This is a genomic window from Variovorax sp. VRV01, from assembly GCF_014852545.1.
Lineage (GTDB): Bacteria > Pseudomonadota > Gammaproteobacteria > Burkholderiales > Burkholderiaceae_C > Variovorax > Variovorax beijingensis_A.
In genome coordinates this window covers 572,261-596,449 of sequence record NZ_JACVBS010000001.1, presented here as the reverse complement: position 1 = coordinate 596,449, position 24,189 = coordinate 572,261, and the positions used below count along the sequence as shown (strand labels likewise).

The window sequence follows — 24,189 nt, the reverse complement described above, 5'->3', positions numbered from 1 at the left end:
GGCAGAGGCCTGATTTTAGGGTAAACCCTGAATTTCTGCCGATACGGATTTGCCGAAGGCCCGGTACTGCAGGGCCTCAGATTGCCACGAGCTGGCGCACGCCCTGCGCTTCCATGTCCTTGCCGAGGCCGCGCGCGATGACCTCCCCGCGCTCCATCACGAGGTAGTCGTCGGCCAGTTCCTGCGCGAAGTCGTAGTACTGCTCGCACAGCACGATGGCCATGTCGCCGCGGTCGGCCAGCATGCGGATGACGCGGCCGATGTCCTTGATGATGCTGGGCTGGATGCCTTCGGTGGGCTCGTCGAGGATCAGCAGCTTGGGCTTGGGCGCCAGCGCGCGCGCAATGGCAAGCTGTTGCTGTTGCCCGCCGGAAAGGTCGCCGCCTCTTCGGTTGATCATCTGCTTGAGCACGGGGAACAGGTCGAACAGTTCCGACGGGATGGGCGTGCTGCCGCTCTTGTAGGCCAGGCCCATGCGCAGGTTTTCTTCGACCGTGAGCCTGGCGAAGATTTCGCGGCCCTGCGGGACGAAGCCGATGCCGGCCCTTGCCCTTTCATAAGGGGTGGCCTTGTGGATCGGCTTGCCTTCGAGCTCGATGCTGCCGCTCTTGATGGGGACCAGGCCCATCAGCGACTTGAGCAGTGTGGTCTTGCCTACGCCGTTGCGGCCCAGCAATACCGTGACCTTGCCTAGCGTGGCCTCGAAGCTCACGTCTCTGAGGATATGGGAGCCGCCGTAGTACTGGTGGATGTTCTTGACTGTCAGCATTTTGTGGATGCCTTCCTTTGTCCTTGTTGGAGGCGCCCGGCACGCGGCACGGCGCGGGCGGCCCCACTGTGCCGGCCCTTCGGGCTCCCCTGCGGTGCTCGCGTTTCGCGGGGTCTCGCAGAACTCGCTTCGCTCAAACAGCTGCGAGCCCTGATCCGCGAAACACTGCGCTCCTCGGCGGCACAGAGGGGCCGCCCGCACCGCGCCGCATGCCGGGCGCTGGCTGTGACGTTGATGCCGTCGGTCCTGGCCACGGCAATGGCCTCAACGCCCAAGATAAACCTCGATCACGCGCTCATCGGCCTGCACTTCGTCCAGCGTACCCTGCGCCAGCACGGAGCCGTCGCACAGCACGGTGACGATCTCGGAAATGGTGCGGATGAAGCTCATGTCGTGCTCCACCACCATCAGCGAGTGCTTGCCCTTGAGCGTGAGGAACAGCTCGGCGGTGCGCGCCGTTTCCTCGTCGGTCATGCCGGCCACGGGCTCGTCGAGCAGAAGCAGCTTCGGGTCCTGCATCAGCAGCATGCCGATCTCCAGCCACTGCTTCTGGCCATGGCTCAGGTTGCCGGCCAGGCGCGACACGCTGTCGGCCAGGTGAATGGTCTGCAGCACTTCGGCCAGCCGGTCGCTCTGCGCCGAGTCGAGCCTGAACAGCATCGAGGCGCGCACACCCTTGTTGGTCTTGAGCGCGAGCTCGAGGTTCTCGAACACCGTGAGATGCTCGAACACCGTCGGCTTCTGGAACTTGCGCCCGATGCCCAGCTGGGCGATGTCGGCCTCGCGATGGCGCAGCAGGTCGATGGTGCTGCCGAAGAACACCGTGCCCTCGTCGGGCCGCGTCTTGCCGGTGATGATGTCCATCATCGTCGTCTTGCCTGCGCCGTTCGGGCCGATGATGCAGCGCAGCTCGCCCGGCGCAATGTCGAGCGACAGCTTGTTGATGGCCTTGAAGCCGTCGAAGCTCACGCTCACGTCCTCCAGGTAGAGGATGCGGCCGTGCGTCACGTCCACTTCGCCCGGCGTTGCAATGCGGCCGAAGTCCGCGGAACGCCCGCCGGATTCGGTGCTGCCGCCCGCGTAGTGCACGCCCTTGGCGCGGGCGGCGCGCTCGGCGCCGGCTTCCATCAGGTCGGGAGTCATTCAGAAACCTCCGCGCTTCGCGCTGCGGTATTCGCCTTGGGAGTGGCCCGGCGGCATTGGGTAACCTCCGTGCTCCGCACTGCGGTGCGAGCCCCCTTTGGAGCGGCCGGGCGGCGGCTCATGCGCGCGCTCCCTTCACTTCGGCCACCAGCGGCGCGTGCAGCGCCTCCGGCTCCACGCCTTGGGCGGCGGCCATGGCGCGCTGCGCCTCTTCGCGGCCGGCGCTCACGCCGGCCGGCACCTTCTCCCTCGACAGCCACTTGCGCACCAGGCCCACGATGCCGTTCGGCAGGAACAGCGTGACAGCAATGAACAACGCGCCGAGGAAGTACAGCCAGTACTCGGGGTAGGCCACCGTGAGCCAGCTCTTCGCGCCGTTGACGATGAAGGCGCCGATGATCGGCCCGATCAGCGTGGCGCGTCCGCCCACCGCGGCCCAGATCGCAATCTCGATGGAGTTGGCCGCGCTCATCTCGCCGGGATTGATGATGCCGACCTGCGGCACGTACAGCGCACCGGCCACGCCGCACATCACGGCCGAGATCACCCAGATCGTGAGCTTGTAGGGCAGCGGGTTGTAGCCCGAGAACATCACGCGCGTCTCCGCGTCGCGGATGGCCTGCAGCACGCGGCCGAACTTGCTGGCGATGAGCCACTTCGCGAACAGGAAGAAGCCCAGCAGCGTGAGGCCGGTGAGCGCGAAGAGCGTCATGCGCATTTCCTGCGTGGCGATCGGAATGCCCAGGATGCGCTTGAAGTCGGTAAAACCGTTGTTGCCACCGAAGCCGGTCTCGTTGCGGAAGAACAGCAGCATCGCGGCAAAGGTCATGGCCTGCGTGATGATCGAGAAGTACACGCCCTTGATGCGCGATCGGAAGGCGAAGAAGCCGAACACGAAGGCGATCAGGCCCGGCACCACGACGATCAATATCAGCGTGGCGATGAAGCTGTCGCTGAAGGTCCAGTGCCAGGGCAGTGTCTTCCAGTCGAGGAACACCATGAAGTCCGGCAGGTCGCTCTTGTAGTTGCCGTCGCGGCCGATCTGGCGCATGAGGTACATGCCCATCATGTAGCCGCCGAGCGCAAAGAACAGGCCGTGGCCCAGCGAGAGGATGCCGGTGTAGCCCCAGATCAGGTCCATGGCCAGCGCGCAGATCGCGTAGCACATGATCTTGCCGACCAGCGCCACCGCATAGTCGCTCATGTGCAGCGGGCTGCCGGCGGGCACCCACATGTTGAGCACCGGCGCCACGGCGCAGACCACGATCAGCGCGACGAAGAAGGCCGTCCAGCCCTTGCCGCTCAGCAGCGGACCTTTGGTTGGCAACACAACCTTGCTCATGCTTCTGCGCTCCGGCCCTTCATCGCGAAGATGCCTTGAGGTCTCTTTTGAATGAAGATGATGATGAAAACGAGCACTGCGATCTTCGCGAGCACCGCGCCCGCCCAGCCTTCGATGAACTTGTTGAGAATGCCCAGCCCGAGCGCCGCGTACACGGTGCCCGCGAGCTGGCCCACGCCGCCCATCACGACCACCATGAAGCTGTCGACGATGTAGCTCTGGCCGAGGTCCGGGCCGACGTTGCCGATCTGGCTCAGCGCGCAGCCCGCAAGGCCCGCGATGCCGGAGCCGAGCGCGAAGGCGTAGGTGTCGATGCGCGCGGTGTTCACGCCCATGCAGGAGGCGATCGGACGGTTCTGCGTGACGCCACGCACGAACAGGCCCAGCCGCGTGCGGCCGATCAGCCAGCCCATCGCGAGCAGCACCAGCACGGCAAAGATGATGATGCAGATGCGGTTCCACGGCAGCGTGACGTTGCTCAGCATGGTGAAGCCGCCGCTCATCCAGCCGGGGTTCTCGACGCCGACGTTCTGCGCACCGAACAGCGAGCGCACGAGCTGCTGCAGCATCAGGCTGATGCCCCAGGTGGCCAGCAGCGTCTCGAGCGGCCGGCCGTAGAGGAAGCGGATCACGCCGCGTTCGAGCACCGCGCCCACGAGCGCCGATGCGAGGAAGGACACGGGAATCGCGGCGACCAGGTACCAGCCGAAGGCCGCCTCGGGCATGTAGCGCTGGAAGATGCCCTGCATCACGTAGGTGGCGTAGGCGCCGATCATCATCAGCTCGCCGTGCGCCATGTTGATGACGCCCATCAGCCCGTAGGTGATGGCCAGGCCCAGCGCGGCCAGCAGCAGCACCGAGCCCAGGCTGATGCCGCTGAACACCGCGTTGATGCGGTCGCCCCAGACCAGCGCACCATCGATGCTGGCAATGGAGGCGACGATGGCGGCCTTGACGTCGGCCTCGGTCTCGTCGGCCAGGCGCTGGTTGAGCAGCAGCTTGGTGTCGGGGCTCGTGTTGGCGCCGAGTTCCCTGGCCGCGGCAAGGCGCCGGGCCTTGTCGGCGCTGGTGAGCATGCTGGCGGCGCGCACCAGCTGCAGCTGCGCCTTGATGCCGGGATTGGTCTCGGCGGCCAGCGCCTTCTCGACCATCGGAATGCGCGATTCGTCGGGCTCCTTGAAGAGCGCCTGCGCGGCTTCGGCGCGCACCGCGTCGTCCTTGCTCGTGAGCTTGAGCGCGGCCTGCGCGGCATCGAGCGCGCCGCGCATGAGGTTGTTGTTGACCACGTCCTCGGCCGTGTCGGGCACCTGCAGCTCGGCGCCGGTCACGGGGTCGTAGCCCTTGTCGTCCTTGATCACGAAGACCTTGTCTTCGGTGTACTTGACCGCGTCCTCGGACATGGCCTGGATGAAGGCGGCGGTCTTGTCGTCGGCCGTGAGCACGGCCTTGTTGAGCGCGGTGATGCGCGCTTCGGATTCGCCCGAGGCGATGGCGCGGGCTTCGTCGGCGGTCAGCGCGTGGACGGCCGATGCCATGAGCAGCATGGCGGCGAGTGCGCAGTGAAGGGATCGTCGAAGCATCATGAAACCGGAAGTTGAATTGGCTCCCTCCCCTTCCGGGGGAGGGTCGGGGTGGGGGCACGCGGCGCTTGTCCAGGCACAGTGCCCGTGGCGACCGCCGCCAGCCTCCACCCCTGCCCTCCCCCGAAAGGGGAGGGAGAAACACGCTTACAGCGACTTGCCAGCCGGCTGATCCGGCTTCTTGTCGTTGCCTTCGATGTACGGGCTCCACGGCTTGGCCTTGACCGGGCCCGGCGTCTTCCACACCACGCTGAACTGGCCGTCGGCCTTGATCTCGCCGATGAACACGCTCTTGTGCAGGTGGTGGTTCTTCTCGTCCATCTTCGAGACGATGCCCGAGGGGGCCGTGAAGGTCTGGCCGGCCATGGCGGCGATCACCTTGTCGGTGTCGGTCGACTTGGCCTTCTCGACCGCCTGCTTCCACATGTGGATGCCGATCCAGGTGGCTTCCATCGGGTCGTTGGTGAGTGGCTTGTCCTTGTGGCCGGCGATGTTCTTGGCCTTGGCGTACTCGCTCCACTGCTTGATGAACGCCGTGTTGGTCGGGTTCTTGATCGACATGAAGTAGTTCCACGCGGCCAGGTGGCCCACCAGCGGCTTGGTGTCGACACCGCGCAGTTCTTCCTCGCCGACCGAGAAGGCCACCACCGGCACGTCCTTGGCCTTGAGGCCGGCGTTGCCGAGTTCCTTGTAGAAGGGCACGTTCGAGTCGCCGTTGATGGTCGAGACCACCGCCGTCTTGCCGCCCGAGGAGAACTTCTTGATGTCCGCCACGATGGTCTGGTAGTCGCTGTGGCCGAAGGGCGTGTACTTCTCGTCGATGTCGGTGTCCTTCACGCCCTTGCTCTTGAGGTAGGCGCGCAGGATCTTGTTGGTGGTGCGGGGGTAGACGTAGTCGGTGCCCAGCAGCACCCAGCGCTTGGCACCGCCGCCTTCCTTGCTCATCAGGTAGTCGACGGCCGGAATGGCTTGCTGGTTGGGCGCGGCGCCGGTGTAGAACACGTTCTTCGAGAGCTCTTCGCCTTCGTACTGCACGGGGTAGAACAGGAGGCCGTTCATTTCCTCGACCACCGGCAGCACCGACTTGCGCGACACCGAGGTCCAGCAGCCGAAGATCACCGAAACCTTGTCCTGGCCCAGCAGCTGCTTGGTCTTTTCAGCGAACAGCGGCCAGTTGGAAGCCGGGTCGACCACCACGGGCTCGAGCTGCTTGCCCAGCACGCCGCCCTTCTTGTTGATGTCGTCGATGGCCATCAGCACCGTGTCTTTCAACACGGTTTCCGAGATGGCCATCGTGCCCGACAGCGAGTGCAGCACGCCGACCTTGATGGTGTCGGCGGCAAAGGCCGGCGCAGCGGAAATGCTGGCCAGGGCGACGGCGGCGGTGAGCGCCTTGAGTGTGAAACGACGTTGCATGTGGACTCCTGCTCCGGGGTGGTTGAAACCTGGTCGCCGGTACGGGCCGGACGATGGAGGGGAGTCTGCGGATTCGCCCGCCCGCGAGAAATACGCCGGGTGGCGTACACGGAGGTACTCAAGGCGGCAATGGTGGCCGCCGCGCTTTCACGCCTTCGGCTGCGGCCGGCTGCCCCGCCGCTGCAGCACCGCCACCAGCAGGGCCGACGCCATCAGGTACACCAGCGCCACGCCGAACGCGCTCGCATAGCCCGCAGCATCCGGCGCACCGCCCAGCCGCCCGTAGAACAGGATGCCGATCAGCGCCACGCCCAGCGCATTGCTCGCCTGCTGCACCATCGACAGCACGCCCGACGCCACGCCGGCATGCTGCGGCGGCAGGCCGGCCAGCACGGTGGACACCAGTGGCGCCATCACCATGCCGAGCCCTGCGCCCTGCACCAGCAGCAGCGGCACCATCCATGCGACCACGTGCGCGTGTCCGGCCCATCCTGCCACATTGACGAACTGCAATGCATGGCCCACGGCCAGCACCAAAGCGCCGAGCGCGATCGGCGGCTGGCCGCCGAAGCGGCGTGCCAGGCGCGCGCCGGCCATCGAGGTTGCAAAGAAGCCGACCGCCAGCGACGTGAAGACGAGGCCCGAACTCAGCGGGTCGAGCACCAGGCCTTGCTGCAGGTACAGCGCCAGCACGAAGTAGAGCGAGGCATTGCCGACATAGAAGGCCAGCGTGGTGAAAAGGCCCATGACGAAGCGCCTGTTCGCCAGCAGCACGGGCGCCACCAGTGGCGCACCGCCGTTCGCGGCCAGCCGACGCTGCTGGAAAGCGAATGCAGCGAGCAGGGGCAGCGAGGCGGCCAGGCACATCCAGCTCCACAGCGGCCAGCCCTGCTCGCGGCCTTCGACCAGCGGCAGCACCACGGCCACGGAGCCGGCCGCCACCAGCAGCATGCCGGCCAGGTCGAGCCGGCTGTTGCCGCCGTTGGCAAGCGGCGGAATGGCGCGCGGTGCGAGCACCAGCGCCAGCAGGCCGATCGGAACGTTGATGAGGAAGCAGCTGCGCCAGCCGAGTCCGCCCGGATCGGCATGGATCAGCAACCCGCCCACCAGCTGCCCGAGCGTGGCCCCGAGGCCCAGCGTGAGCCCGTAGGCCGCAAAGGCGCGCGCGCGGCTTTCACCGGTGTAGGCCAGGCCGATCATCGCCAGCACCTGCGGCTGCAGCAGTGCACCGGCCAGGCCCTGCAGCACGCGGGCCGCCACCAGCAGCTCGGCGTTGGGCGCGAGGCCGCAGGCGGCCGACGCCAGCGTGAACAGCAGCAGGCCCAGCATGAACATGCGGCGCCGGCCGAACAGGTCGCCGAGCCGCCCGCCGGTGATCAGGCCCGCGGCCGTGGCCAGGCCGTAGCCGGCCACCACCATCTGCAGGGTGCCCGCGGAGGCGCGCAGCTCGCGCTGCATCGAAGGCAGTGCCACGTTGACGATGAAGAAGTCGAGCACCACCAGGAAGGTGCCGCTGAGCATGACCCAGAGGCCGAGGGTGCCGGCGCCGCGGCTTGCGGCGGAGGAAAACGATGCTGCCGGGGCAGCGATGTTGGATGACTGCGACATGATGGGTTCGAGTGTTGGGAGGGAGCGGCGCCGCGGCAATGACCTCGGAGGTCATCGCCGGGCTTCAGGCAGTGGGCGTCGGCAGGATGAACTGGTAGTCCACGGCGATGCGGCCGTCCTCGGCGAGCAGGAGAAACTCCAGGCCGAGCGCGGCAATGGGCCCGCCGGCGGCCGGAACCATGTGCCAATGGAACATCACCGCGCCATGCAGGAACTGCGCATCGCCCGCGGCCACGAAGCGGAAGCCGCCATCGCGCACGTTTTTTTCGTGCGAGCCGGTGACGCGCTGCTCCAGTGCCTCGTAGCCCTTCACCTGCAGCGTGCGCACGTAGTGCTCGCCTTCGGGCACCCACAGCCGGGCGATGGCGGCGCGGCGCGCTGCGGCATCGGTTTCGTTCCAGGCCGCGACGTAGCGATCGGCGAGTTCGGCAAAAGAGCTGTCGGTGGTCATGATCGGAATCCTTGCTGGCTTGGGGAAGCGGAAGAGCGAGGCTGCAGTTTCCAGCCCCAGGAGTGGACAGTGAATGCCTGCGAAGCCGATAATCTTGTCCATTCGTCCACTGCCACAGGAGCTCCGTTGGATCCGCTCGATGACGTGTTCGCCGCCATGCGCGTACGCAGCGCGCTCTATGCGCGGCTCGAGGCGCGCGCGCCCTGGGGCGTGAGCCTGGCTGGCGGAGAGAGCGCCCGCTTCGGCCTGGTGGTGCGCGGAAGCTGCCTGCTCGAAGTGCCGGGCGTGGCGCAGCCCGTGGCCCTGGCCGCAGGCGACTGCTATGTGCTCGCGCACGGCACGCCCTATGTGCTGCGCGACCATCCGGACACCCCCACGGTCAGCTGCGCCTCGGTAGTGCGCGACCGCATCGGCGGCGTGGTCGATCTGGGCGGCACCGGCACCGCCGCATCGGTGATCTGCGGCTGGTTCCATTTCGACCAGCGCGCGGCCCGGCCTCTGCTCGATCTGCTGCCCGTGCTGCTGCACGTCAAGATGGAGCAGGCGCGCGCCATCGCGCTGCAAGGCACCCTGCAGCTGCTTGCGATGGAAACGGGCGAGCCGGGCCTGGGCTCGGGCCTGCTCGTGAGCCGGCTGGCCGACATCGTGTTCGTGCAGGCGGTGCGCGCGCACGCCGCGGCACAAGGCCAGGCGCAGACGGGCTGGCTCGGCGCACTGGCCGACGCGCGCATCGGCCCTGCGCTGCGCGCCATGCATAAGGACATGGCGCGCGACTGGACGGTGGAGACGCTGGCATCGGCGGCCAGCCTGTCGCGCTCGGCATTTGCGCAGCGCTTTCGCGAGAAGGTCGGCCAGGCGCCGCTCGAATACCTGACGCACTGGCGCATGTTCAAGGCCGGCAACATGCTCGGCCAGGGCCATGCGGCCGTCGGCGCGATCGCGGGCGCGGTGGGCTATGAATCAGAAGCCGCGTTCAGCAAGGCCTTCAAGCGCCGGATGGGCATGGCCCCCGGCGCATGGCGTGCGGCGGCGCGCGAGAGCGTTGCCGCCTAGGCGCCCGCAGGAAGGCCTGCCTTGATGCTGGCCGCGCGCTTGAACTGCGCCGCCGCAAAGGCCCACACCATGCGCGTGGCATCGGGCCCGCCCGGATCGCTGAAAAGCGTCGCGGAGGCGCCGCCGCTCCATGCATGCCCGAGTCCCGCGATCTCGCACAGCACGACCAGCGTGCGGCCCTTGCGCCCAAACTCGGTCACCCGCATGGCATGCCGCTTGCCGCGCTGCAGCGTGCGCGTCAGCCCCGGCTTGGCGCCCATGGCCGTGGCCCACACGGCCGCGCTGTTGACGGCATTGCTCGGCGCCACCACGGCATCGGCGTCGCCATGGATCACCAGCATCGGCGGCAGGGTCGCGAACACGGCGGCCGCGCCCATGGCCTTGCCGACCGCGGTGGTCGGCATCGGCGGCGTGTGCTGCCCGCGCATTGCGCCCAGGGCCGTGGCCGAGGATTTCGCCGCGCCCGGCGCCACGCCCGAATGCATGGCCACGGCGCGAAAGCGCTGCGGATAGCGCGTGGCAAGCAGCGCCGCCATGCTGGCCCCCGCCGACAGGCCGGCCAGCGCAATGCGCTCGCGGTGCACCGGATAGAGCATGCAGGCCTGGTCGATGGCCGCCATCAAGGTGGCGGCTTCGGCGTCGGCCTTGCCCGAACGCCGCTCGTACCAGTTCCAGCAGCCTTGGGGATGGGCCAGCCTGTCCTGCTCCAGGTAGAGCACCAGGAATCGCTGGCGCACCGCGAGCGCGTTCATGCGCGTGCTGGCCGCGAAGTCGCGCCCGGTCTGGCCGCAGCCGTGCAGCATGACCATGAGCGGCAGCTTCTCGCCGGGCTGCAGCTTCAGGTCGGCCGGACGGAACAGGTGGTAGCCGCGCGCACCGCCGGGGCCCAGTGCCATGCCGCCGAGCCAGTCGCCCTTGCCCGGCGGCGGCTTGAGCCGCTTGGCCGCTGCGCGCTGCACCTGGCCGGCCACGCGCTTGCTGTTGCCGAGCGTGATCTTCGTGAGTGCCTTCAGGTTGCGCTCGTATGCGCGGGCGAACAGGGAAGCGGTGGAACGACGGGCCATGGGCACAGTGTGAGGGCAAAGCGCCGGCCGTCCAAACAGGCGGCCCTAGTAGATCTCCGGCACGATCATGCTGGCCGGCACCGGCTGGCGCAGGTAGTCCGCATGGCGCTCGCGCGCGGGCAGTTCCACCGGCGGATGCGGCACTTCCTGGTAGGGCAGCTGGCCCAGCAGGTGGCTGATGCAGTTCAGCCGCGCCTTCTTCTTGTCGACCGCCTGCACCACCCACCACGGCGCTTCGGGAATGTGGGTGCGCTCCAGCATGATCTCCTTCGCCTTGGTGTATTCCTCCCAGCGGCGGCGGCTCTCGAGGTCCATGGGGCTCAGCTTCCATTGCTTGAGCGGATCGTGGATGCGGCCCAAGAAGCGCATGTGCTGCTCGTCGTCGGTGATGGAGAACCAGTACTTGATGAGCTTGATGCCCGAGCGCACCAGCATCTTCTCGAACTCCGGCACGGTGCGGAAGAACTCCTCGTATTCGTCGTCTGAGCAAAAGCCCATCACGCGCTCCACGCCGGCGCGGTTGTACCAGCTGCGGTCGAACAGCACCATCTCGCCGGCCGCCGGCAGGTGCGCGGCGTAGCGCTGGAAATACCACTGCGTGCGTTCGCGGTCGTTGGGCGCCGGCAGCGCGGCCACGCGGGCCACGCGCGGATTCAGGCGCTGCGTGATGCGCTTGATGACACCGCCCTTGCCCGCCGCGTCGCGGCCTTCGAAAAGAATGACCACCTTCTGCTTGCTGTGCTGCACCCAGTCCTGCAGCTTCACGAGCTCGCCCTGCAGCCGGAACAGTTCCTTGAAGTAGGCCTGGCGCGCGGCCTTGTCGCCCATGCGCGCGGCGGGGTCGAGGCCGTCGATGTTGCGGTCCTCGATCTCCAGTTCGAGCTCCTCGTCGTAGCTGTCGATCAAGTCGCGGGCGATGCGTTGCATCAGGTCTTCGTGGTCTGGAAGTGCGCTCGTCAGCATCATGGGGAAAAGGGCGGTGTGGAGTGGAACGGGGCATGCTGCCCGCCGCATATGACCATTGCGTGACGCTCCGCGGGCCACCGACACGAAGTTGTCACATGCGGCGGACACCATCCGGGGCACACCTTCCGTCCTTCCTGATTCAACGCACCTTGCCGGCACTCCATGACCTGGCCGCCAATTCATATGGCGGCGACGAAGCCGGACTGATCTGCGGCTACCTGTTCGACGCCGATGCGTCGGAGCCCGTACGGGCGATCGGCTCGGTGCAGGCTGCGGCATGGCTCGGTGAGCAGGGCGGCAACGGAATCGCAAGCAATGCCTACGCGTGGCTGCACTTCAACCTGAGCCATGCGCAGGCCGAGCGCTGGCTCGTGCGGCACGCGAAGCTCTCCGACACCTTCTACGAAACGCTGCGCGAGGGCCTGCCCTCCACGCGCATCGAGCGCGCCGACGATTCGCTGATCGCGGTCATCAACGACGTGCACTTCGAGTTCAGCTTCGAGCCCTCGGACATCTCCACTCTCTGGATCAGCGTGGGGCCGCGGCTGGTGGTCACGGCGCGCACCAAGCCGCTGCGCTCGGTCGATGCGCTGCGCACGGCGGTCAAGGCCGGCGATGCGCCGCGCTCGAGCACCGAACTGCTCGAGCACCTGCTGCGCGCGCAGGCCGACGTGCTGGTGAAGATCGTGCGCGGCGTCACTTCGCGCATCGACCGCATCGAGGACGAGCTGCTGGCCGGCCGGCTCGACCACAAGCGCGCGCGGCTCGGCGTGCTGCGCCGGCTGCTGGTACGGCTGCAGCGCCTGCTGGCGCCCGAACCCGCCGCGCTCTTCCGCCTGCTGCAGGGGCCGCCGGCCTGGATGTCGGAGCCCGACGCGCAGGAGCTGCGCGGCTCGACGGAGGAGTTCTCGGTGGTGCTGCGCGACATGCAGGCGCTGCAGGAGCGCATCAAGCTGCTGCAGGAAGAAATCGCGGCCAACGTGAACGAGGACAACAACCGCAGCCTGTTCGTGCTGACGGTGGTGACCGTGCTCGCGCTGCCGATCAACATCCTGGCGGGCCTGTTCGGCATGAACGTGGGTGGCATTCCGCTGGCCGAGCACAAGCACGGGTTCTGGATCGTGGTGGCGATCGTCGCGAGCTTCACCGCGGTGGCCGCCTGGGCGGCTTTTCGCAAGAAGCGCTGAGCCGCGTCGTCCGCCGCAGTAATGCTATTTATTTAATAGCAACCACAATAGCATCCATGCGCCCGCATCGATGTTCCAGACCCAATAGAATGCCAATGTGTCCTCCATTCTCAATGCCGATCTGCACTGCCATTCCGTGGTTTCCGACGGCACCTTGACGCCCGAAGAACTGGCCGCGCGCGCCGCCGCCAACGGCGTCGAGCTCTGGGCGCTCACCGACCACGACGAGGTCGGCGGCCAGCACCGCGCGGCCGCCGCGGCGCGTGCCCACGGCATCCGCTATCTCACCGGCACCGAGATCTCGGTGACCTTCGCCAACGAGACCGTGCACATCGTCGGCCTGGGCTTCGACCCCGACGACGCCGCGATGACGCAGGGCCTCTACGACACGCGCGGCGGCCGCGGCAAGCGCGCGCAGGAAATGTCCGAGGGGCTGGCCAAGGTCGGCATCCACGGCGCCTACGACGGCGCGCTCAAGTTCGTCGGCAATCCCGAGCTGATCTCGCGCACCCACTTCGCGCGCTTCCTGGTCGAGCAGGGCCACTGCCGCGACACGCCCGAGGTGTTCCGCAAGTACCTGACCGAAGGCAAGCCCGGCTATGTGCCGCACCGCTGGGCTTCGCTGAAGGATGCGGTGCACTGGATCACGGCCGCCAAGGGCATGGCCGTCATCGCGCATCCGGGGCGCTACAAGTTCACCGCGAACGAGGAATACGCGCTGTTCCTCGAGTTCAAGGCGCATGGCGGGCAGGCGATCGAAGTCGTCACCGGCAGCCATACGACAGCCGAATACGTCGAGTACGCCGACAAGGCGCTCGAGTTCGATTTCGCCGCCTCGCGCGGCAGCGATTTCCACAGCCCCGACGAAAGCCATTGCGATCTCGGCAAGCTGCCACCGTTGCCCGGTGCGCTCACGCCGGTGTGGGAACTGCTCAGCCACCGCATCCAGCAGTGAGCGAGAGCCCCGGGTCCGGCAGCGGCAGCGCGGCAACGGCGGCACTGGCGAACGCCCGCGCCGCGGCGCGGCAGACGCGCGATCTCGAATCGGAGCGCATCCTCGCGGGCATCGGCATGGTGCTGGTGGCGGTGGCCTGCTTTGCCACGCTCGATACCGCCACCAAGACCTCCACCGCCGCCGTGCCCATTCTGATGGGCGTGTGGTTCCGCTATGCCTTCCAGGCCGTGGCCACCACCGCGGTGCTGCTGCCGCGGCACGGCACGGCCCTGCTGCGCACGCAGCACCCGCGCTACCAGTTGCTGCGCGGCGCGCTGCTGCTGGTGTCGAGCACGCTGGCCTTCCTGAGCCTGCGCTACATGCCGCTGGCCGAGTTCACCTCCATCGTGCTCATCGCCCCGCTCGTCATCACCCTGCTTGCGGCCACCACGCTCAAGGAGCAGGTCTCCGCGCTGCGCTGGGTGCTGGTGGCCGGCGGCTTCGCCGGCACGCTGGTCATCCTGCGCCCGGGCGGCGATGCATTCAGCTGGGCCGTGCTGCTGCCGATCGGGCTGGTGCTGACCAACGCATGGTTCCAGGTGCTCACGAGCAAGCTGGCGCAGACCGAGAATCCGCTCACGATGCATTTCTATACCGGCTGGGTGGGCGCGCTGATCGCCTCGCTGGCGCTGCCCTTCGTATGGACGGCCCTGCCCTCGTGGCACTGGTGGGCGCTGCTGTGCCTCATGGGGTTCATGGGCACGGTGGGACACTTCATCCTCATCCTGGCCTACCAGCGCGCACCCGCATCCACGCTTACGCCGTATCTCTATGCGCAGATCGCCTTTGCGATGCTCGGCGGCTGGCTGGTCTTTTCCCACGTGCCGGACCGCTTCTCGCTCATCGGCATGGCCATGATCGCAGTCTGCGGCGCGGCCGGCGCCTGGCTCACGGTGCGCGAGCGCCGCGTGCCGATCGAGCCGGCCGAATCCTGATCAGGAGTTTTCTTAATGGCCCAGTATTTCGAAGTCCACCCCGAGAACCCGCAGCAGCGGCTTCTCAAGCAGGCCGCCGCGCTTTTGCAGCGCGGAGAGATCGTGGCCGTGCCCACCGATTCGAGCTACGCGCTGGCCTGCCACCTCGACGACAAGGACGCGGTCGACCAGCTGCGGCGCATCCGCCAGGTCGACGAGAAGCACCATCTCACGCTCATCTGCCGCGACCTGAGCGAGCTGGCCAACTACGCGCGCGTCGACAACAAGCAGTACCGCCTGCTGAAGGCGGCCACGCCCGGCCCCTACACCTTCCTGCTCGAAGCGACCAAGGAGGTGCCGCGGCGCGTGAGCCATCCGCAGCGCAAGACCATCGGCCTGCGCGTGCCCGACCACAAGGTGCTGCTCGAATTGCTGATGCTGCACGGCGCGCCGCTGCTGGCCACGACCCTGATCGCGCCCGGCGAGACCGAGGCGCTGAACGACGCGCAGACCATCCGCGAGCGTTTCGAAAAGCAGATCGGCGCCGTCATCGACGCCGGCGCCTGCCCCTCGCAGCCGACCACCGTGGTCGACCTCACGCCCATGGGCACGGGCGACGATCCGGTGGTGGTGCGGCAGGGCCGCGGCGCGCTGGCGGTGCTTGGCCTCTGACAAGCGGCACCGCAGCCTTCACTCCGTCTGACACAATCGCGCAGTGGATATTTCCAACCTGATACAGACCGTACTTATTTACGCTTTGCCCGTGGTCTTCGCGATCACGGTGCACGAGGCGGCGCATGGCTATGTGGCGCGCCATTTCGGCGACAACACGGCCGAGTCAATGGGCCGCGTCACGCTCAACCCCATAAAGCACATCGACCCCATCGGGACCATCCTGATGCCGCTGATGCTGTACTTCGCAACCTCCGGGGCCTTCCTGTTCGGCTATGCCAAGCCGGTGCCGGTGAACTTCGGGCGGCTGCGCCATCCGAAGCGCGACATGATCTGGGTGGCTCTGGCAGGGCCTGCGTCCAATTTCGTGCAAGCCATCATCTGGGCGCTGGTGCTCGTGGCACTCGTTGCGGCCGGCATCGATGAAACCTTTTTCATCAAGATGGCGCAGGGCGGCGTGCTGGTCAACCTGGTGATGTGGGCCTTCAATCTCTTTCCGCTGCCTCCGCTCGACGGCGGCCGCGTTCTTGCAGGCCTGCTGCCCAACGGGCCGGCGCAGAATTTCCTGGCGCGCATCGAGCCCTTCGGTTTCTTCATCGTGATGGGCCTGGTGCTCGCGGGCATCGTCAGCACCTTCTGGCTGCGTCCGCTGATGGACGTCGGCTACGCGGCCATCAACCTGCTCATCTCACCGCTCACGGCTTTGCTGCGTTAAGTTCCTCCTCCCATGGCTACGTCTCCTTCCGCTCCCCTGCGCGTGCTGACCGGCATCACGCCGTCGGGCACGCCGCACCTCGGCAACTACGTCGGCTCGATCCGCCATTCAGTGCGCCAGAGCGTCGCGCCGGGCGTCGAGAGCTTCTTCTTCCTGGCCGACTACCACGCGCTCATCAAGGTGCAGGAGCCGGCGCTGATCCAGCGCTCCACGCTCGAGATCGCCGCGAGCTGGCTGGCCTGCGGGCTCGACCCGGAACGCGTCACCTTCTACCGCCAGTCGGACATCGTCGAGATTCCCGAGCTGACCTGGTTCCTCACCTGCGTGACCGGCAAGGGCGTGCTCAACCGCGCCCATGCCTACAAGGCGCAGCTCGACAAGAACATCGCCAAGGGCGAAGACCCCGACGCCGACGTCACGGCCGGCCTCTTCATGTACCCGGTGCTGATGGGCGCCGACATCCTGATGTTCAACGCCCACAAGGTGCCCGTGGGGCGCGACCAGGTGCAGCACATCGAAATGGCGCGCGACATGGCGCAGCGCTTCAACCACCAGTACGGCGAGCACTTCACGCTGCCCGAAGCCGAGATCGACGATGCCGTGGCCACCCTGCCCGGCCTCGATGGCCGCAAGATGAGCAAGAGCTACGGCAACACCATTGCCATGTTCGCGCCGCGCGCGCAGCTGCAAAAGCAGATCGCCAGCATCGTGACCGACTCGCGCGCGCCCGGCGAACCCAAGGACACCGAAGGTTCGGCGCTGTTCCAGATCTACCAGGCCTTTGCCAGCGCCGAAGAAACCGAGGCGCTGCGCAAGGCGTACGCCGACGGCATCGGCTGGGGCGATGCCAAGCAGATGCTGTTCGAGCGCATCGACCTCGAAGTGGCGCCGCTGCGCGAACGCTACGAAGCGCTGATGAACGACCCGGCGGAGATCGAGCGAATCTTGCTCATCGGCGCCGAAAAGGCCCGCAAGCTCTCGCGCCCTTTCATGGCCGAGCTGCGCCACGCGGTGGGGCTGCGCAACCTTGCGGCAGGCCGCGACAAGGGCGGTGCACGCAAGGCGGCCAAGGTCGCCAGGCCGAGTTTCAAGCAGTACCGCGAGCGCGACGGCCTGTTCTATTTCAAGCTGCTCGACGCCCACGGCGCCACCCTGCTGCAGAGCCGCGGATTCGCCTCGCCGCAGGAAGCCGGCCGCGCCATCGCCGCCTTGCAGCAGCAGCGCGGCGCGGCACTGGCCGCGCTCGCCGAGCAGCTCGAGCCGGCCGGCCCGGAAGAATTGCGCGCCGCGAACGAGGCGCTGGAAGCACTGGCGGAGACAACAACCTCTACCAACGGAAGTTGATCCGACGATATCCATCGGCCACCCGCCGAGGATTGACGAGAGTTAAGACCGTGCGATCACTAAGGAAGAAAACATGAGCATTTATGTCATCGACGACCACCCCCTGATGCGCGACGCGATCGTGATGGTGCTGCGGCGTCTGCGGCCCGCCGAAAACATCGTCGAGCTCGAGCGCCTCGACAAGCTCGCGAGTGCGGTCCAGCAGCGCGGCGAGCCCACGCTTTTCTGCCTTGACCTGAAGCTGCCCGACACCAATGGCGTCTCGGGCGTGGTCGCTGTCAAGCAGGTCTATCCCAACGTGCCGATCGCCGTCTATTCGGCGGCACCGGCCGGAGACATGGAAGACGCCTGCATCGAAGCCGGCGCCGACACGTACATCGAGAAGTCGGCCAGCTCGGCCGAACTGGCCGCCGCACTGCGCGGCCTGCTGATGGCGGGCTCGGAAGAGGCGGACGAGCCGGCGCTGGCCAGCAACAGCAAGCTGTCGAAGCGCCAGACGCAGCTGATCGCGATGCTCGACAAGGGCATGAGCAACCGCGACATCGCCACCGACCTCGAGATCAGCGAGCACACCGTGAAGGTGCACCTGTGGCGCCTGTTCCGCCGCCTGGGCGTGAAGAGCCGCACGCAGGCGCTGCACTACGCGCGGACCAATGGGCTGCTTTCCGGAAACTGAGCTCGCCCCCAGGCTTCGCGCACTTCGTGTCGCTTCTCCCTCCCCCTACCGGGGGCAACACCAGTGGCCCGGCCAAGCCGGTTCCACGGTGTTTCTGGAAGGGGCATGCGCGGGTTGTTGGCTGCTGAAAACCGCGCTCTGGCGCGGTTTTTTGTTGCTTGGGCGGCCTTGCCCTAGCCGCCGGAGGCGCTGACGCGGGCTTGGGCCACGGCTTCGTCGGCGTCGTGCAGGGCGACGCGGAACACGCTGCCGCTGCCCAGGCGGGAGCGCACGCTGACGGGGTGGCCCAGCACGTGCGAGAGCCGGGCGACGATGGCCAGGCCCAGGCCGAAGCCGTCGGAGGTGCCGGCATGGTCGGCCACCTTGTAGAACTCCAGGAACACGTCGCGCAGGTGCTCGGGCGCAATGCCGATACCGGTGTCCCACACCTCCACACGCAGGCCGTCGCGCGATTGCCGCGAGGCCAGCAGCACGCCGCCGTCGGTGGTGTACTTGATCGCGTTGGCCAGCAGGTTGCCGAGCATGCGGCGCACCCGGATCGGGTCGGTCAGGAAGCTGCCCTCGGTCACGTGCACGCGGAAATCGAGCCCCCGGCTCTCGGCCACCGGGCGGTATTGCAGTTCGAGGTCGTGCAGCAGCTCGGCCACGTCCACGCGCTCGATGTGCAGCCGCACCTGGCCCGAATCGATGCGCGCCAGGTCGAACATCGAATCGAACAGCGCGTTCACCGCGTGCGTGGCACGAACGATCTTAGGGGCGAGCTCCAGCACCAGTTCGGGTTCGTTGCGCAGCCAGTCGGCATAGAGAGACAACGCCAGCACCGGCTGGCGCATGTCGTGCGCGGCGCTCGCGAGAAAGCGGTTCTTCATGGCCACGGCCGCCACCGCGGCCTGCCGCTGCTGCGTGAGCGACTTGATCAGGATGTGGTTGTGGAACAGCAGCTCCAGGCTGTTGCGCGCCGTCTCGTGAATGTGGCGCCCGGCGCGCAGCAGCAAGAACCAGTGCAGGATCGGCAGGATCGGCATCAGGAAGCCGTACTGGAAATGCGGCTCCACGAGGTTGATGCTCACGAGCCGGATCAGAACAGCCCCCAGCATCGTGGTGAACAGCGTGTTGACGTAGCGCTTGAGCAGCGGCGGATGCAGCGCCAGCCCGTTGAGCGGAAAGGTGCCGACGCCGGCCACGATGAGCCAGCTCATGAACTGGTTGACCTGCGGCGTGCGCTCGAAGAACAGCAGGATCGACAGGCCCCAGACGACCGCGCTGGTGCTCCAGATGAAGCCATAGCGTTCGGTGAACTGCTGCTGCGCCGCCGCGCTCCTGCCGGCGTAGCGCACGGCATAGACCCTGGCGCCCCAGGCACGGCAGGCCGTGGCAATGAGGCCCGCGGCGAGCCAGGTCAGCAGTTCCCACCGCGGCACGTAGCTCCAGTTCAGGCCGACCATCGCCGGCATGAGCGCCGCCGAGACAATGTACGACCCGCGCGCGGAGCGCATGAGGCTGCGGATCAGCTCGCCGCGCACCCAGGATTCAGCTTCGTCGGCCGAAGCCGGGACCGGTGTCACGCTCGCGATCGACGGATTGGCCATGTGGCGCGGAGCCTCTTGTTCATTCGACTACAAGGAAAAATCCCGGCATGCGGGAGCCTGGGGTGGTGGCGATCTTAACGGGCCGATACAGCTGCTTCGAAGCTTGACTGGGCGCCATGCGCAACGGCCGCGAAAAACGCGAAAGCCATGCGAACGAAAGGCTCCGGTTTCGCCGGCGCGGATGACCGGGCCGTGGAACGGGCAAAAAAAATAGCCCCTTTGCGGGGCCATTCTTGGAGGAGAGGGAGGGATTCGAACCCTCGGTACTATCGCTAGTACGCCTGATTTCGAGTCAGGTACATTCGACCACTCTGCCACCTCTCCGGTGCTGTCGAGCCTGCGATTATAGCAGACCTAAACCGGGTTTTTGAAGCCCGCCCGTTCAGCCGCGCAACAGTTCCAGTCCGCCGAGGTAAGGCCGCAGCGCCGCGGGCACGTTGATCGAGCCGTCCTCGTTCTGGTGGTTTTCCAGCACCGCGACCAATGTGCGGCCCACCGCCAGGCCCGAGCCGTTGAGCGTGTGGACGAGTTCGTTCTTGCCCTGCGCGTTCTTGAAACGGGCCTGCAGGCGGCGCGCCTGGAAGGCCTCGCAGTTCGAGACCGAGCTGATCTCGCGGTAGGTGTTCTGCGCGGGCAGCCACACCTCCAGGTCGTAGGTCTTGGTGGCGCCAAAGCCCATGTCGCCGGTGCACAGCAGCACCACCCGGTACGGCAGTTCCAGCGCCTGCAGCACGGCTTCGGCGTGGCCGGTCATCTGTTCGAGCGCGTCGTAGCTCTTCTCGGGGTGGACGATCTGCACCATCTCGACCTTGTCGAACTGGTGCTGGCGGATCATGCCGCGCGTGTCACGGCCCGCGCTGCCGGCTTCGGAGCGGAAGCACGGCGTGTGGGCCGTGAGCTTGATCGGCAATTGCGCCTCGGCCACCACCTCGTCGCGCACGAAGTTGGTGAGCGGCACTTCGCTGGTGGGGATGAGGTAGAGCGCTGAATGGTCGGGCGCGGGCTCGCCCTCCTGGCCGCCCTTCTTGGCGGCGAACAGGTCGCCTTCGAACTTGGGCAGCTGGCCGGTGCCGCTGAGCGTGGCCGCGTTGACGATGTAGGGCACGTAGCACTCGGCATAGCCGTGCTTCTCGGTCTGGATGTCGAGCATGAACTGCGCGAGCGCGCGGTGCAGCCGGGCGATCGGCCCCTTCATGACGGTGAAGCGCGAGCCCGCGAGCTTGGCGCCCATCTCGAAGTCGAGCCCCAGCGGCGCGCCCAGGTCGACGTGGTCCCTGGCGGCAAAGGGCAGCGGCGTGGCGCCCGCCCCGGCGCCGCCCTGCGGGCTCCAGCGGCGCATCTCGACATTGCCGGTCTCGTCTTCGCCGACCGGCACGCTGGCGTGCGGCAGGTTGGGCACGGCCAGCAGCAGCGCCTGCAACTCGGGCTGGATCTCCTCGAGGCGCCTGGACTGCGACTCCTGCTCGGCCTTGAGCGCATTGACTTCGGCCATCAGCGCATCGACCGATTCGCCCTTGGCCTTGAGCGGGCCGATCTGCTTGTTCAGCGTGTTGCGCCGGGCCTGGATTTCCTCGGTGCGGGTTTGCAGCGTCTTGCGCTCGGCCTCGAGCGCGGTGAACGCCGACACGTCGAGGTACGGCTGGTTCTTCTTGCGTTTTTCGAGGCCGGCCACAGCGGAGGCCAGGTCTTTGCGGAGCAGAGTGATGTCAAGCATGGGGGGATTTTAGGTGGGCGTAGCATCGCCCTCCCGCAACTTCAACCGAAGGGAATGAGCGATGCAAGCCTATCTGACATTCAACGGCAACGCGGCCGAGGCGCTGGCCTTCTATGCCAAGGCGCTGGGCGGCAAGGTTGTCTTCAGCATGAGCTTTGGCGAAAGCCCGATGGGGGCCGAAACGCCGGCCGCCTACAAGGACAAGATCATGCACGCCACGCTGGAAGCCCGCGGCCACCAGCTGATGGCTTCCGACATGCCGCCCGGCATGCCCTTCGAGGGGCACAAGGGCTTTTCGCTATCGGTTCAGGGCAACAGCGTGGACGAGGGAAAGAAGCTCTTCGACGCACTGGCCGAAGGCGGCGAGGTCACGATGCCGTTCGGCCCGCAGTTCTGGGCCGCGGGCTTCGGCATGCTGAAGGACAAGTTCGGCGTGCCGTGGATGGTCAATTGCGAGAAATGAATAGAGCCCCCCGGCTTTTCACTTCGCTGCGCTGCGTGTAATTCGCCACCCCCCGAGGGGGAGGCGCGGCTCGCCTTGGGGCGGCCCGGCGGCGGCCGCCCCGCCCTCAGGCCACGGTGGCCGGATCGACGTTCGCGCCGCAGACGATCAGGCAGACCTTCTCGCCTTCGCGCGGCACATAGGCGCCGGTCTGCAGCGCCGCCAGCGGCAGCGCGGCGGCCGGCTCGACGGCGAGCTTCATTTCCTTCCACAGCCACTGCTGTGCGGCGCGGATGGATTCGTCGGATAGCAGCAGCGCGTCCTGCACGTATTGCCGGGTGATGTCCCAGGAAATGGCGCCGATGCGGCGCGCGCCGAGCGAATCGGCGGCAATGCCGCCCACCTCGACATCGACCGGCTCGCCGGCCTGGCGGGCGCGGTACAGCGTGGGCGCCTTTTCGGGCTCGAGCGCCACCACGCGGGCGCGCTTTTCGAACCAGCCGGCCAGGCCGCCGATGAGGCCGCCGCCGCCCACGCTCACGAGCACGGAATCGGGCAGGCCGCCCTGCGCCTCGATCTCCTGGCCGAGGGTGCCCGCGCCGGCCACGACTTCGGGCTGGTCGTAGGCGTGCGTGAGCAAGGCGCCGGATTCCTTCTGGCGCGCGAGGCAGGCTGCCAGCGCGTCGGGATAGAGCTCGCCGACCACGACCACCTCGGCGCCGAGCGCCCTCAGGCGGGCGCGCTTGGCTTCGGGCGAGACGCCGGGCAGGAACACCTGGCAGCGCACGCCCAGCGCCTTGGCCGCCGCCGCGGTGGCAATGCCCGCGTTGCCGCCCGAGGCCACGATCACGCCGCTTCCGGGAATGTCGTTGGCCAGCAGGCGGTTCATCATGCCGCGGGCCTTGAAGCTGCCGCTCACCTGCATGTGCTCGAGCTTGAGCCACACCTCCACGCCCGGCACCGCCAGGCCGAAGGCCGCGGACGGCAGCTTCCAGAGCGGGGTCTGGCGCAGGAAGCCGCCGGCGCGTTCGCGCAGCCTGCGGGAGGCGCTCTCCGTTTCAGAGCGCCAGTGGGTGTTTTCGTTGTTCAAGAGATGTGTCCAGGAGGGGGAATGTCGTCGAGCTTGAGGCCCTTGGGGAGCGGAAACTTGATGGTTTCCTCGATACCGTCCATCTTGCGGACCGACACCGCGCCGAGCGCCCTCACGCGCTCGATCACCTCACGCACCAGCACTTCGGGGGCGGAGGCGCCGGCCGTGAGGCCGACCCGGCCCTTGCCCTCGAACCACTCGGGCTTGAGTTCGTCGGCCGAATCGACCATGTAGCTTTCGGTGCCCAGGCGCTGCGCCAGTTCGCGCAGCCGGTTGCTGTTGGAGCTGGTGGGGCTGCCGACCACGATCACCAGGTCGACCTGCGGGCTCAGGATCTTGACCGCGTCCTGGCGGTTCTGCGTGGCATAGCAGATGTCCTGCTGCTTGGGCTCGCGCACCTTCGGAAAGCGGGTGCGCACCGCCGCCGCGATCTCGGCCGCGTCGTCCACGCTGAGCGTGGTCTGCGTGACCACGGCGAGCTTCTCGGTCTGCGCGGGCGCCACCTTCGCCACGTCTTCCACGTCTTCCACCAGGTGGATGCCGCTCGCGAGCTGGCCCATGGTGCCTTCGACCTCGGGGTGCCCCTTGTGGCCGATCATGATGAACTCGTAGCCCTCCTTGGCGAGCTTGGCGACCTCGACATGCACCTTGGTCACCAGCGGGCAGGTGGCGTCGAAGACGTCGAAGCCGCGGTCGCGCGCCTCCTGCTGCACCGCCTTGCTCACGCCGTGCGCGCTGAACACCAGCGTGGCGCCGGGCGGCACGTCGGCCAGGTCCTCGATGAAGATCGCGCCCTTGGCCTTGAGCTCGTTCACCACGTAGGTGTTGTGCACGATCTCGTGGCGCACGTAGATCGGTGCGCCGAACTTGGCAAGGGCGCGCTCGACGATCTCGATCGCGCGGTCCACGCCGGCGCAGAAGCCGCGCGGCTCGGCAAGGATGACTTCCTCGATGTTCGTGTTCATGCCAGGCATCCTGCGCTTGCCGCCGGACCGCTCATAGAACGCCGATCAGCCGGACCTCGAAGGTCACGGGCTGTCCGGCCAGCGGATGGTTGAAGTCGAAGCGCACCGCGGTCTCGTTCGATTCGACCACCGCGCCCGCGTAGCTGCCCGCGCCGTCGGGCGTGGGGAACTGCACCACGTCGCCGACCGCGTATTGCTCGTCGGGATCGCCCATCTGCGCGAGCAGCTTGCGGGCCACCCATTGCTGCATCTCGGGATTGCGCTCGCCGAAGGCCTCTCCGGCGGGCAGCTCGAAGATGGCGTGTGTGCCCTCTTCCAGGCCCATGAGCCGCTGCTCCATGGCGGGCGAGAGCTCGCCGGTACCCAGCGACAGGGTCGCGGGCTTGTCGGCGAAAGTGTTGATGATGTCGCCCGCCGGACCGGCCAGCCGGTAATGCAGGGTCAGGAACGAGCCGGAAGTCACAACGTGGGACATGGGTGCAGCGGAGGTAGGCA

23 protein-coding genes and 1 tRNA gene are annotated in these 24,189 nt (G+C 67.3%); 9 read left to right on the top strand and 15 right to left on the bottom strand.

The window, feature by feature from the left end; genetic code table 11:
* Positions 1 to 76: 76 nt before the first annotated feature.
* The 7 genes from urtE to IB278_RS02885 form a co-directional block, all read right to left on the bottom strand.
* On the bottom strand, positions 77 to 769 hold the full coding sequence (urtE, locus tag IB278_RS02915) for an urea ABC transporter ATP-binding subunit UrtE (RefSeq protein ID WP_021008684.1): 693 nt from the start codon (positions 767 to 769) through the stop codon (positions 77 to 79).
* A gap of 264 nt (positions 770 to 1,033) precedes the next feature.
* On the bottom strand, positions 1,034 to 1,912 hold the full coding sequence (gene urtD, locus IB278_RS02910; protein WP_145745513.1) for an urea ABC transporter ATP-binding protein UrtD: 879 nt from the start codon (positions 1,910 to 1,912) through the stop codon (positions 1,034 to 1,036).
* 118 nt (positions 1,913 to 2,030) lie between these two features.
* Positions 2,031 to 3,254, bottom strand: a complete 1,224-nt coding sequence (urtC, locus tag IB278_RS02905; RefSeq protein ID WP_145745516.1) for an urea ABC transporter permease subunit UrtC — start codon at positions 3,252 to 3,254, stop codon at positions 2,031 to 2,033.
* Positions 3,251 to 4,798 carry an urea ABC transporter permease subunit UrtB gene (urtB, locus tag IB278_RS02900; protein ID WP_192322648.1) on the bottom strand — a complete coding sequence of 516 codons (1,548 nt, stop codon included), beginning with the start codon at positions 4,796 to 4,798 and terminating at the stop codon, positions 3,251 to 3,253. Before urtB ends, urtC begins: the two co-directional genes overlap by 4 nt.
* A 183-nt stretch (positions 4,799 to 4,981) precedes the next feature.
* Positions 4,982 to 6,250, bottom strand: a complete 1,269-nt coding sequence (gene urtA / locus IB278_RS02895; protein ID WP_145745520.1) for an urea ABC transporter substrate-binding protein — start codon at positions 6,248 to 6,250, stop codon at positions 4,982 to 4,984.
* 147 nt (positions 6,251 to 6,397) lie between these two features.
* The gene (locus IB278_RS02890; RefSeq protein WP_145745522.1) at positions 6,398 to 7,858 is read right to left on the bottom strand and encodes an MFS transporter; all 1,461 of its coding nucleotides are present in this window, start codon (positions 7,856 to 7,858) and stop codon (positions 6,398 to 6,400) included.
* Positions 7,859 to 7,922: 64 nt separating this feature from the next.
* Complete coding sequence (locus tag IB278_RS02885) at positions 7,923 to 8,309, bottom strand: hypothetical protein (RefSeq protein WP_192322556.1); 387 nt, start codon at positions 8,307 to 8,309, stop codon at positions 7,923 to 7,925.
* A 126-nt stretch (positions 8,310 to 8,435) separates the two neighbouring features.
* Between IB278_RS02885 and IB278_RS02880 the strand changes: the two genes are divergently transcribed.
* Complete coding sequence (locus tag IB278_RS02880; protein WP_192322555.1) at positions 8,436 to 9,362, top strand: AraC family transcriptional regulator; 927 nt, start codon at positions 8,436 to 8,438, stop codon at positions 9,360 to 9,362.
* Here the strand turns inward: IB278_RS02880 and IB278_RS02875 are convergent.
* Positions 9,359 to 10,426, bottom strand: coding sequence for an alpha/beta hydrolase family esterase (locus tag IB278_RS02875; RefSeq protein WP_192322554.1), 1,068 nt, complete (start codon positions 10,424 to 10,426; stop codon positions 9,359 to 9,361). The genes IB278_RS02880 and IB278_RS02875 overlap by 4 nt on opposite strands.
* 45 nt (positions 10,427 to 10,471) lie before the next feature.
* Positions 10,472 to 11,389 carry a polyphosphate kinase 2 gene (gene ppk2 / locus IB278_RS02870; RefSeq protein WP_370878890.1) on the bottom strand — a complete coding sequence of 306 codons (918 nt, stop codon included), beginning with the start codon at positions 11,387 to 11,389 and terminating at the stop codon, positions 10,472 to 10,474.
* 152 nt (positions 11,390 to 11,541) lie between these two features.
* Here ppk2 and IB278_RS02865 point away from each other — a divergent pair, with 152 nt between their 5' ends.
* The 7 genes from IB278_RS02865 (at position 11,542) to IB278_RS02835 (ending at position 17,894) form a co-directional block, all read left to right on the top strand.
* A complete protein-coding gene (locus IB278_RS02865) occupies positions 11,542 to 12,579 on the top strand; it encodes a transporter (RefSeq protein ID WP_192322553.1) in 1,038 nt (345 codons plus the stop codon).
* A gap of 97 nt (positions 12,580 to 12,676) precedes the next feature.
* Entirely contained in the window at positions 12,677 to 13,534 is an 858-nt protein-coding gene (locus tag IB278_RS02860; RefSeq protein WP_145745535.1) for a 3',5'-nucleoside bisphosphate phosphatase, read from the top strand.
* Positions 13,531 to 14,508 carry a DMT family transporter gene (locus tag IB278_RS02855; RefSeq protein ID WP_192322552.1) on the top strand — a complete coding sequence of 326 codons (978 nt, stop codon included), beginning with the start codon at positions 13,531 to 13,533 and terminating at the stop codon, positions 14,506 to 14,508. Before IB278_RS02860 ends, IB278_RS02855 begins: the two co-directional genes overlap by 4 nt.
* A 15-nt stretch (positions 14,509 to 14,523) precedes the next feature.
* Entirely contained in the window at positions 14,524 to 15,159 is a 636-nt protein-coding gene (locus IB278_RS02850; RefSeq protein ID WP_192322551.1) for an L-threonylcarbamoyladenylate synthase, read from the top strand.
* 43 nt (positions 15,160 to 15,202) lie between these two features.
* Positions 15,203 to 15,874 (top strand): site-2 protease family protein, encoded by a 672-nt coding sequence (locus tag IB278_RS02845; protein WP_192322550.1) that lies wholly within the window; start codon positions 15,203 to 15,205, stop codon positions 15,872 to 15,874.
* Positions 15,875 to 15,886: 12 nt separating this feature from the next.
* Positions 15,887 to 17,218, top strand: a complete 1,332-nt coding sequence (locus IB278_RS02840) for a tryptophan--tRNA ligase (protein WP_192322549.1) — start codon at positions 15,887 to 15,889, stop codon at positions 17,216 to 17,218.
* 73 nt (positions 17,219 to 17,291) lie between these two features.
* A complete protein-coding gene (locus IB278_RS02835) occupies positions 17,292 to 17,894 on the top strand; it encodes a LuxR C-terminal-related transcriptional regulator (RefSeq protein ID WP_145745545.1) in 603 nt (200 codons plus the stop codon).
* A gap of 173 nt (positions 17,895 to 18,067) precedes the next feature.
* Here the strand turns inward: IB278_RS02835 and shkS are convergent, their stop codons facing one another.
* The 3 genes from shkS to serS all read right to left on the bottom strand — a co-directional run bounded on the left by shkS (position 18,068) and on the right by serS (position 21,197).
* Positions 18,068 to 19,483 (bottom strand): surface-behavior sensor histidine kinase ShkS, encoded by a 1,416-nt coding sequence (shkS, locus tag IB278_RS02830; RefSeq protein ID WP_145745547.1) that lies wholly within the window; start codon positions 19,481 to 19,483, stop codon positions 18,068 to 18,070.
* 234 nt (positions 19,484 to 19,717) lie between these two features.
* Positions 19,718 to 19,807: transfer RNA gene (locus tag IB278_RS02825), tRNA-Ser, on the bottom strand.
* A 58-nt stretch (positions 19,808 to 19,865) separates the two neighbouring features.
* Positions 19,866 to 21,197 carry a serine--tRNA ligase gene (serS, locus tag IB278_RS02820; RefSeq protein ID WP_145745549.1) on the bottom strand — a complete coding sequence of 444 codons (1,332 nt, stop codon included), beginning with the start codon at positions 21,195 to 21,197 and terminating at the stop codon, positions 19,866 to 19,868.
* 61 nt (positions 21,198 to 21,258) lie between these two features.
* On the opposite strand from serS, the gene IB278_RS02815 reads away from it, so the two are divergent.
* Positions 21,259 to 21,660: a VOC family protein gene (locus tag IB278_RS02815; RefSeq protein ID WP_145745552.1), complete on the top strand. Its 402-nt coding sequence runs from the start codon at positions 21,259 to 21,261 to the stop codon at positions 21,658 to 21,660.
* Between the two features lie 106 nt (positions 21,661 to 21,766).
* Here the strand turns inward: IB278_RS02815 and IB278_RS02810 are convergent, their stop codons facing one another.
* Genes IB278_RS02810 through IB278_RS02800 form a run of 3 tightly spaced genes read right to left on the bottom strand, consistent with a single transcriptional unit; the run spans position 21,767 to position 24,169 of the window.
* Positions 21,767 to 22,729 (bottom strand): threonine/serine dehydratase, encoded by a 963-nt coding sequence (locus IB278_RS02810; protein ID WP_145745553.1) that lies wholly within the window; start codon positions 22,727 to 22,729, stop codon positions 21,767 to 21,769.
* Positions 22,726 to 23,694 carry a 4-hydroxy-3-methylbut-2-enyl diphosphate reductase gene (gene ispH / locus IB278_RS02805; RefSeq protein ID WP_145745555.1) on the bottom strand — a complete coding sequence of 323 codons (969 nt, stop codon included), beginning with the start codon at positions 23,692 to 23,694 and terminating at the stop codon, positions 22,726 to 22,728. Before ispH ends, IB278_RS02810 begins: the two co-directional genes overlap by 4 nt.
* A gap of 31 nt (positions 23,695 to 23,725) precedes the next feature.
* Complete coding sequence (locus IB278_RS02800) at positions 23,726 to 24,169, bottom strand: FKBP-type peptidyl-prolyl cis-trans isomerase (protein WP_145745557.1); 444 nt, start codon at positions 24,167 to 24,169, stop codon at positions 23,726 to 23,728.
* Positions 24,170 to 24,189 lie beyond the last annotated feature (20 nt).

Excerpts from the sequence above, each read along its gene's own strand:
- IB278_RS02875 (WP_192322554.1), bottom strand. The coding sequence starts at position 10,426 with ATGGCCCGTCGTTCCACCGCTTCCCTGTTCGCCCGCGCATACGAGCGC.
- IB278_RS02800 (WP_145745557.1), bottom strand. The coding sequence starts at position 24,169 with ATGTCCCACGTTGTGACTTCCGGCTCGTTCCTGACCCTGCATTACCGG.
- IB278_RS02840 (WP_192322549.1), top strand. The coding sequence starts at position 15,887 with ATGGCTACGTCTCCTTCCGCTCCCCTGCGCGTGCTGACCGGCATCACG.
- ppk2 (WP_370878890.1), bottom strand. The coding sequence starts at position 11,389 with ATGCTGACGAGCGCACTTCCAGACCACGAAGACCTGATGCAACGCATC.
- urtE (WP_021008684.1), bottom strand. The coding sequence starts at position 769 with ATGCTGACAGTCAAGAACATCCACCAGTACTACGGCGGCTCCCATATC.
- ispH (WP_145745555.1), bottom strand. The coding sequence starts at position 23,694 with ATGAACACGAACATCGAGGAAGTCATCCTTGCCGAGCCGCGCGGCTTC.
- IB278_RS02835 (WP_145745545.1), top strand. The coding sequence starts at position 17,292 with ATGAGCATTTATGTCATCGACGACCACCCCCTGATGCGCGACGCGATC.
- urtB (WP_192322648.1), bottom strand. The coding sequence starts at position 4,798 with ATGCTGCTCATGGCATCGGCCGTCCACGCGCTGACCGCCGACGAAGCC.
- IB278_RS02890 (WP_145745522.1), bottom strand. The coding sequence starts at position 7,858 with ATGTCGCAGTCATCCAACATCGCTGCCCCGGCAGCATCGTTTTCCTCC.
- shkS (WP_145745547.1), bottom strand. The coding sequence starts at position 19,483 with ATGGCCAATCCGTCGATCGCGAGCGTGACACCGGTCCCGGCTTCGGCC.
- urtD (WP_145745513.1), bottom strand. The coding sequence starts at position 1,912 with ATGACTCCCGACCTGATGGAAGCCGGCGCCGAGCGCGCCGCCCGCGCC.
- urtC (WP_145745516.1), bottom strand. The coding sequence starts at position 3,254 with ATGAGCAAGGTTGTGTTGCCAACCAAAGGTCCGCTGCTGAGCGGCAAG.
- serS (WP_145745549.1), bottom strand. The coding sequence starts at position 21,197 with ATGCTTGACATCACTCTGCTCCGCAAAGACCTGGCCTCCGCTGTGGCC.
- IB278_RS02885 (WP_192322556.1), bottom strand. The coding sequence starts at position 8,309 with ATGACCACCGACAGCTCTTTTGCCGAACTCGCCGATCGCTACGTCGCG.
- urtA (WP_145745520.1), bottom strand. The coding sequence starts at position 6,250 with ATGCAACGTCGTTTCACACTCAAGGCGCTCACCGCCGCCGTCGCCCTG.
- IB278_RS02850 (WP_192322551.1), top strand. The coding sequence starts at position 14,524 with ATGGCCCAGTATTTCGAAGTCCACCCCGAGAACCCGCAGCAGCGGCTT.
- IB278_RS02815 (WP_145745552.1), top strand. The coding sequence starts at position 21,259 with ATGCAAGCCTATCTGACATTCAACGGCAACGCGGCCGAGGCGCTGGCC.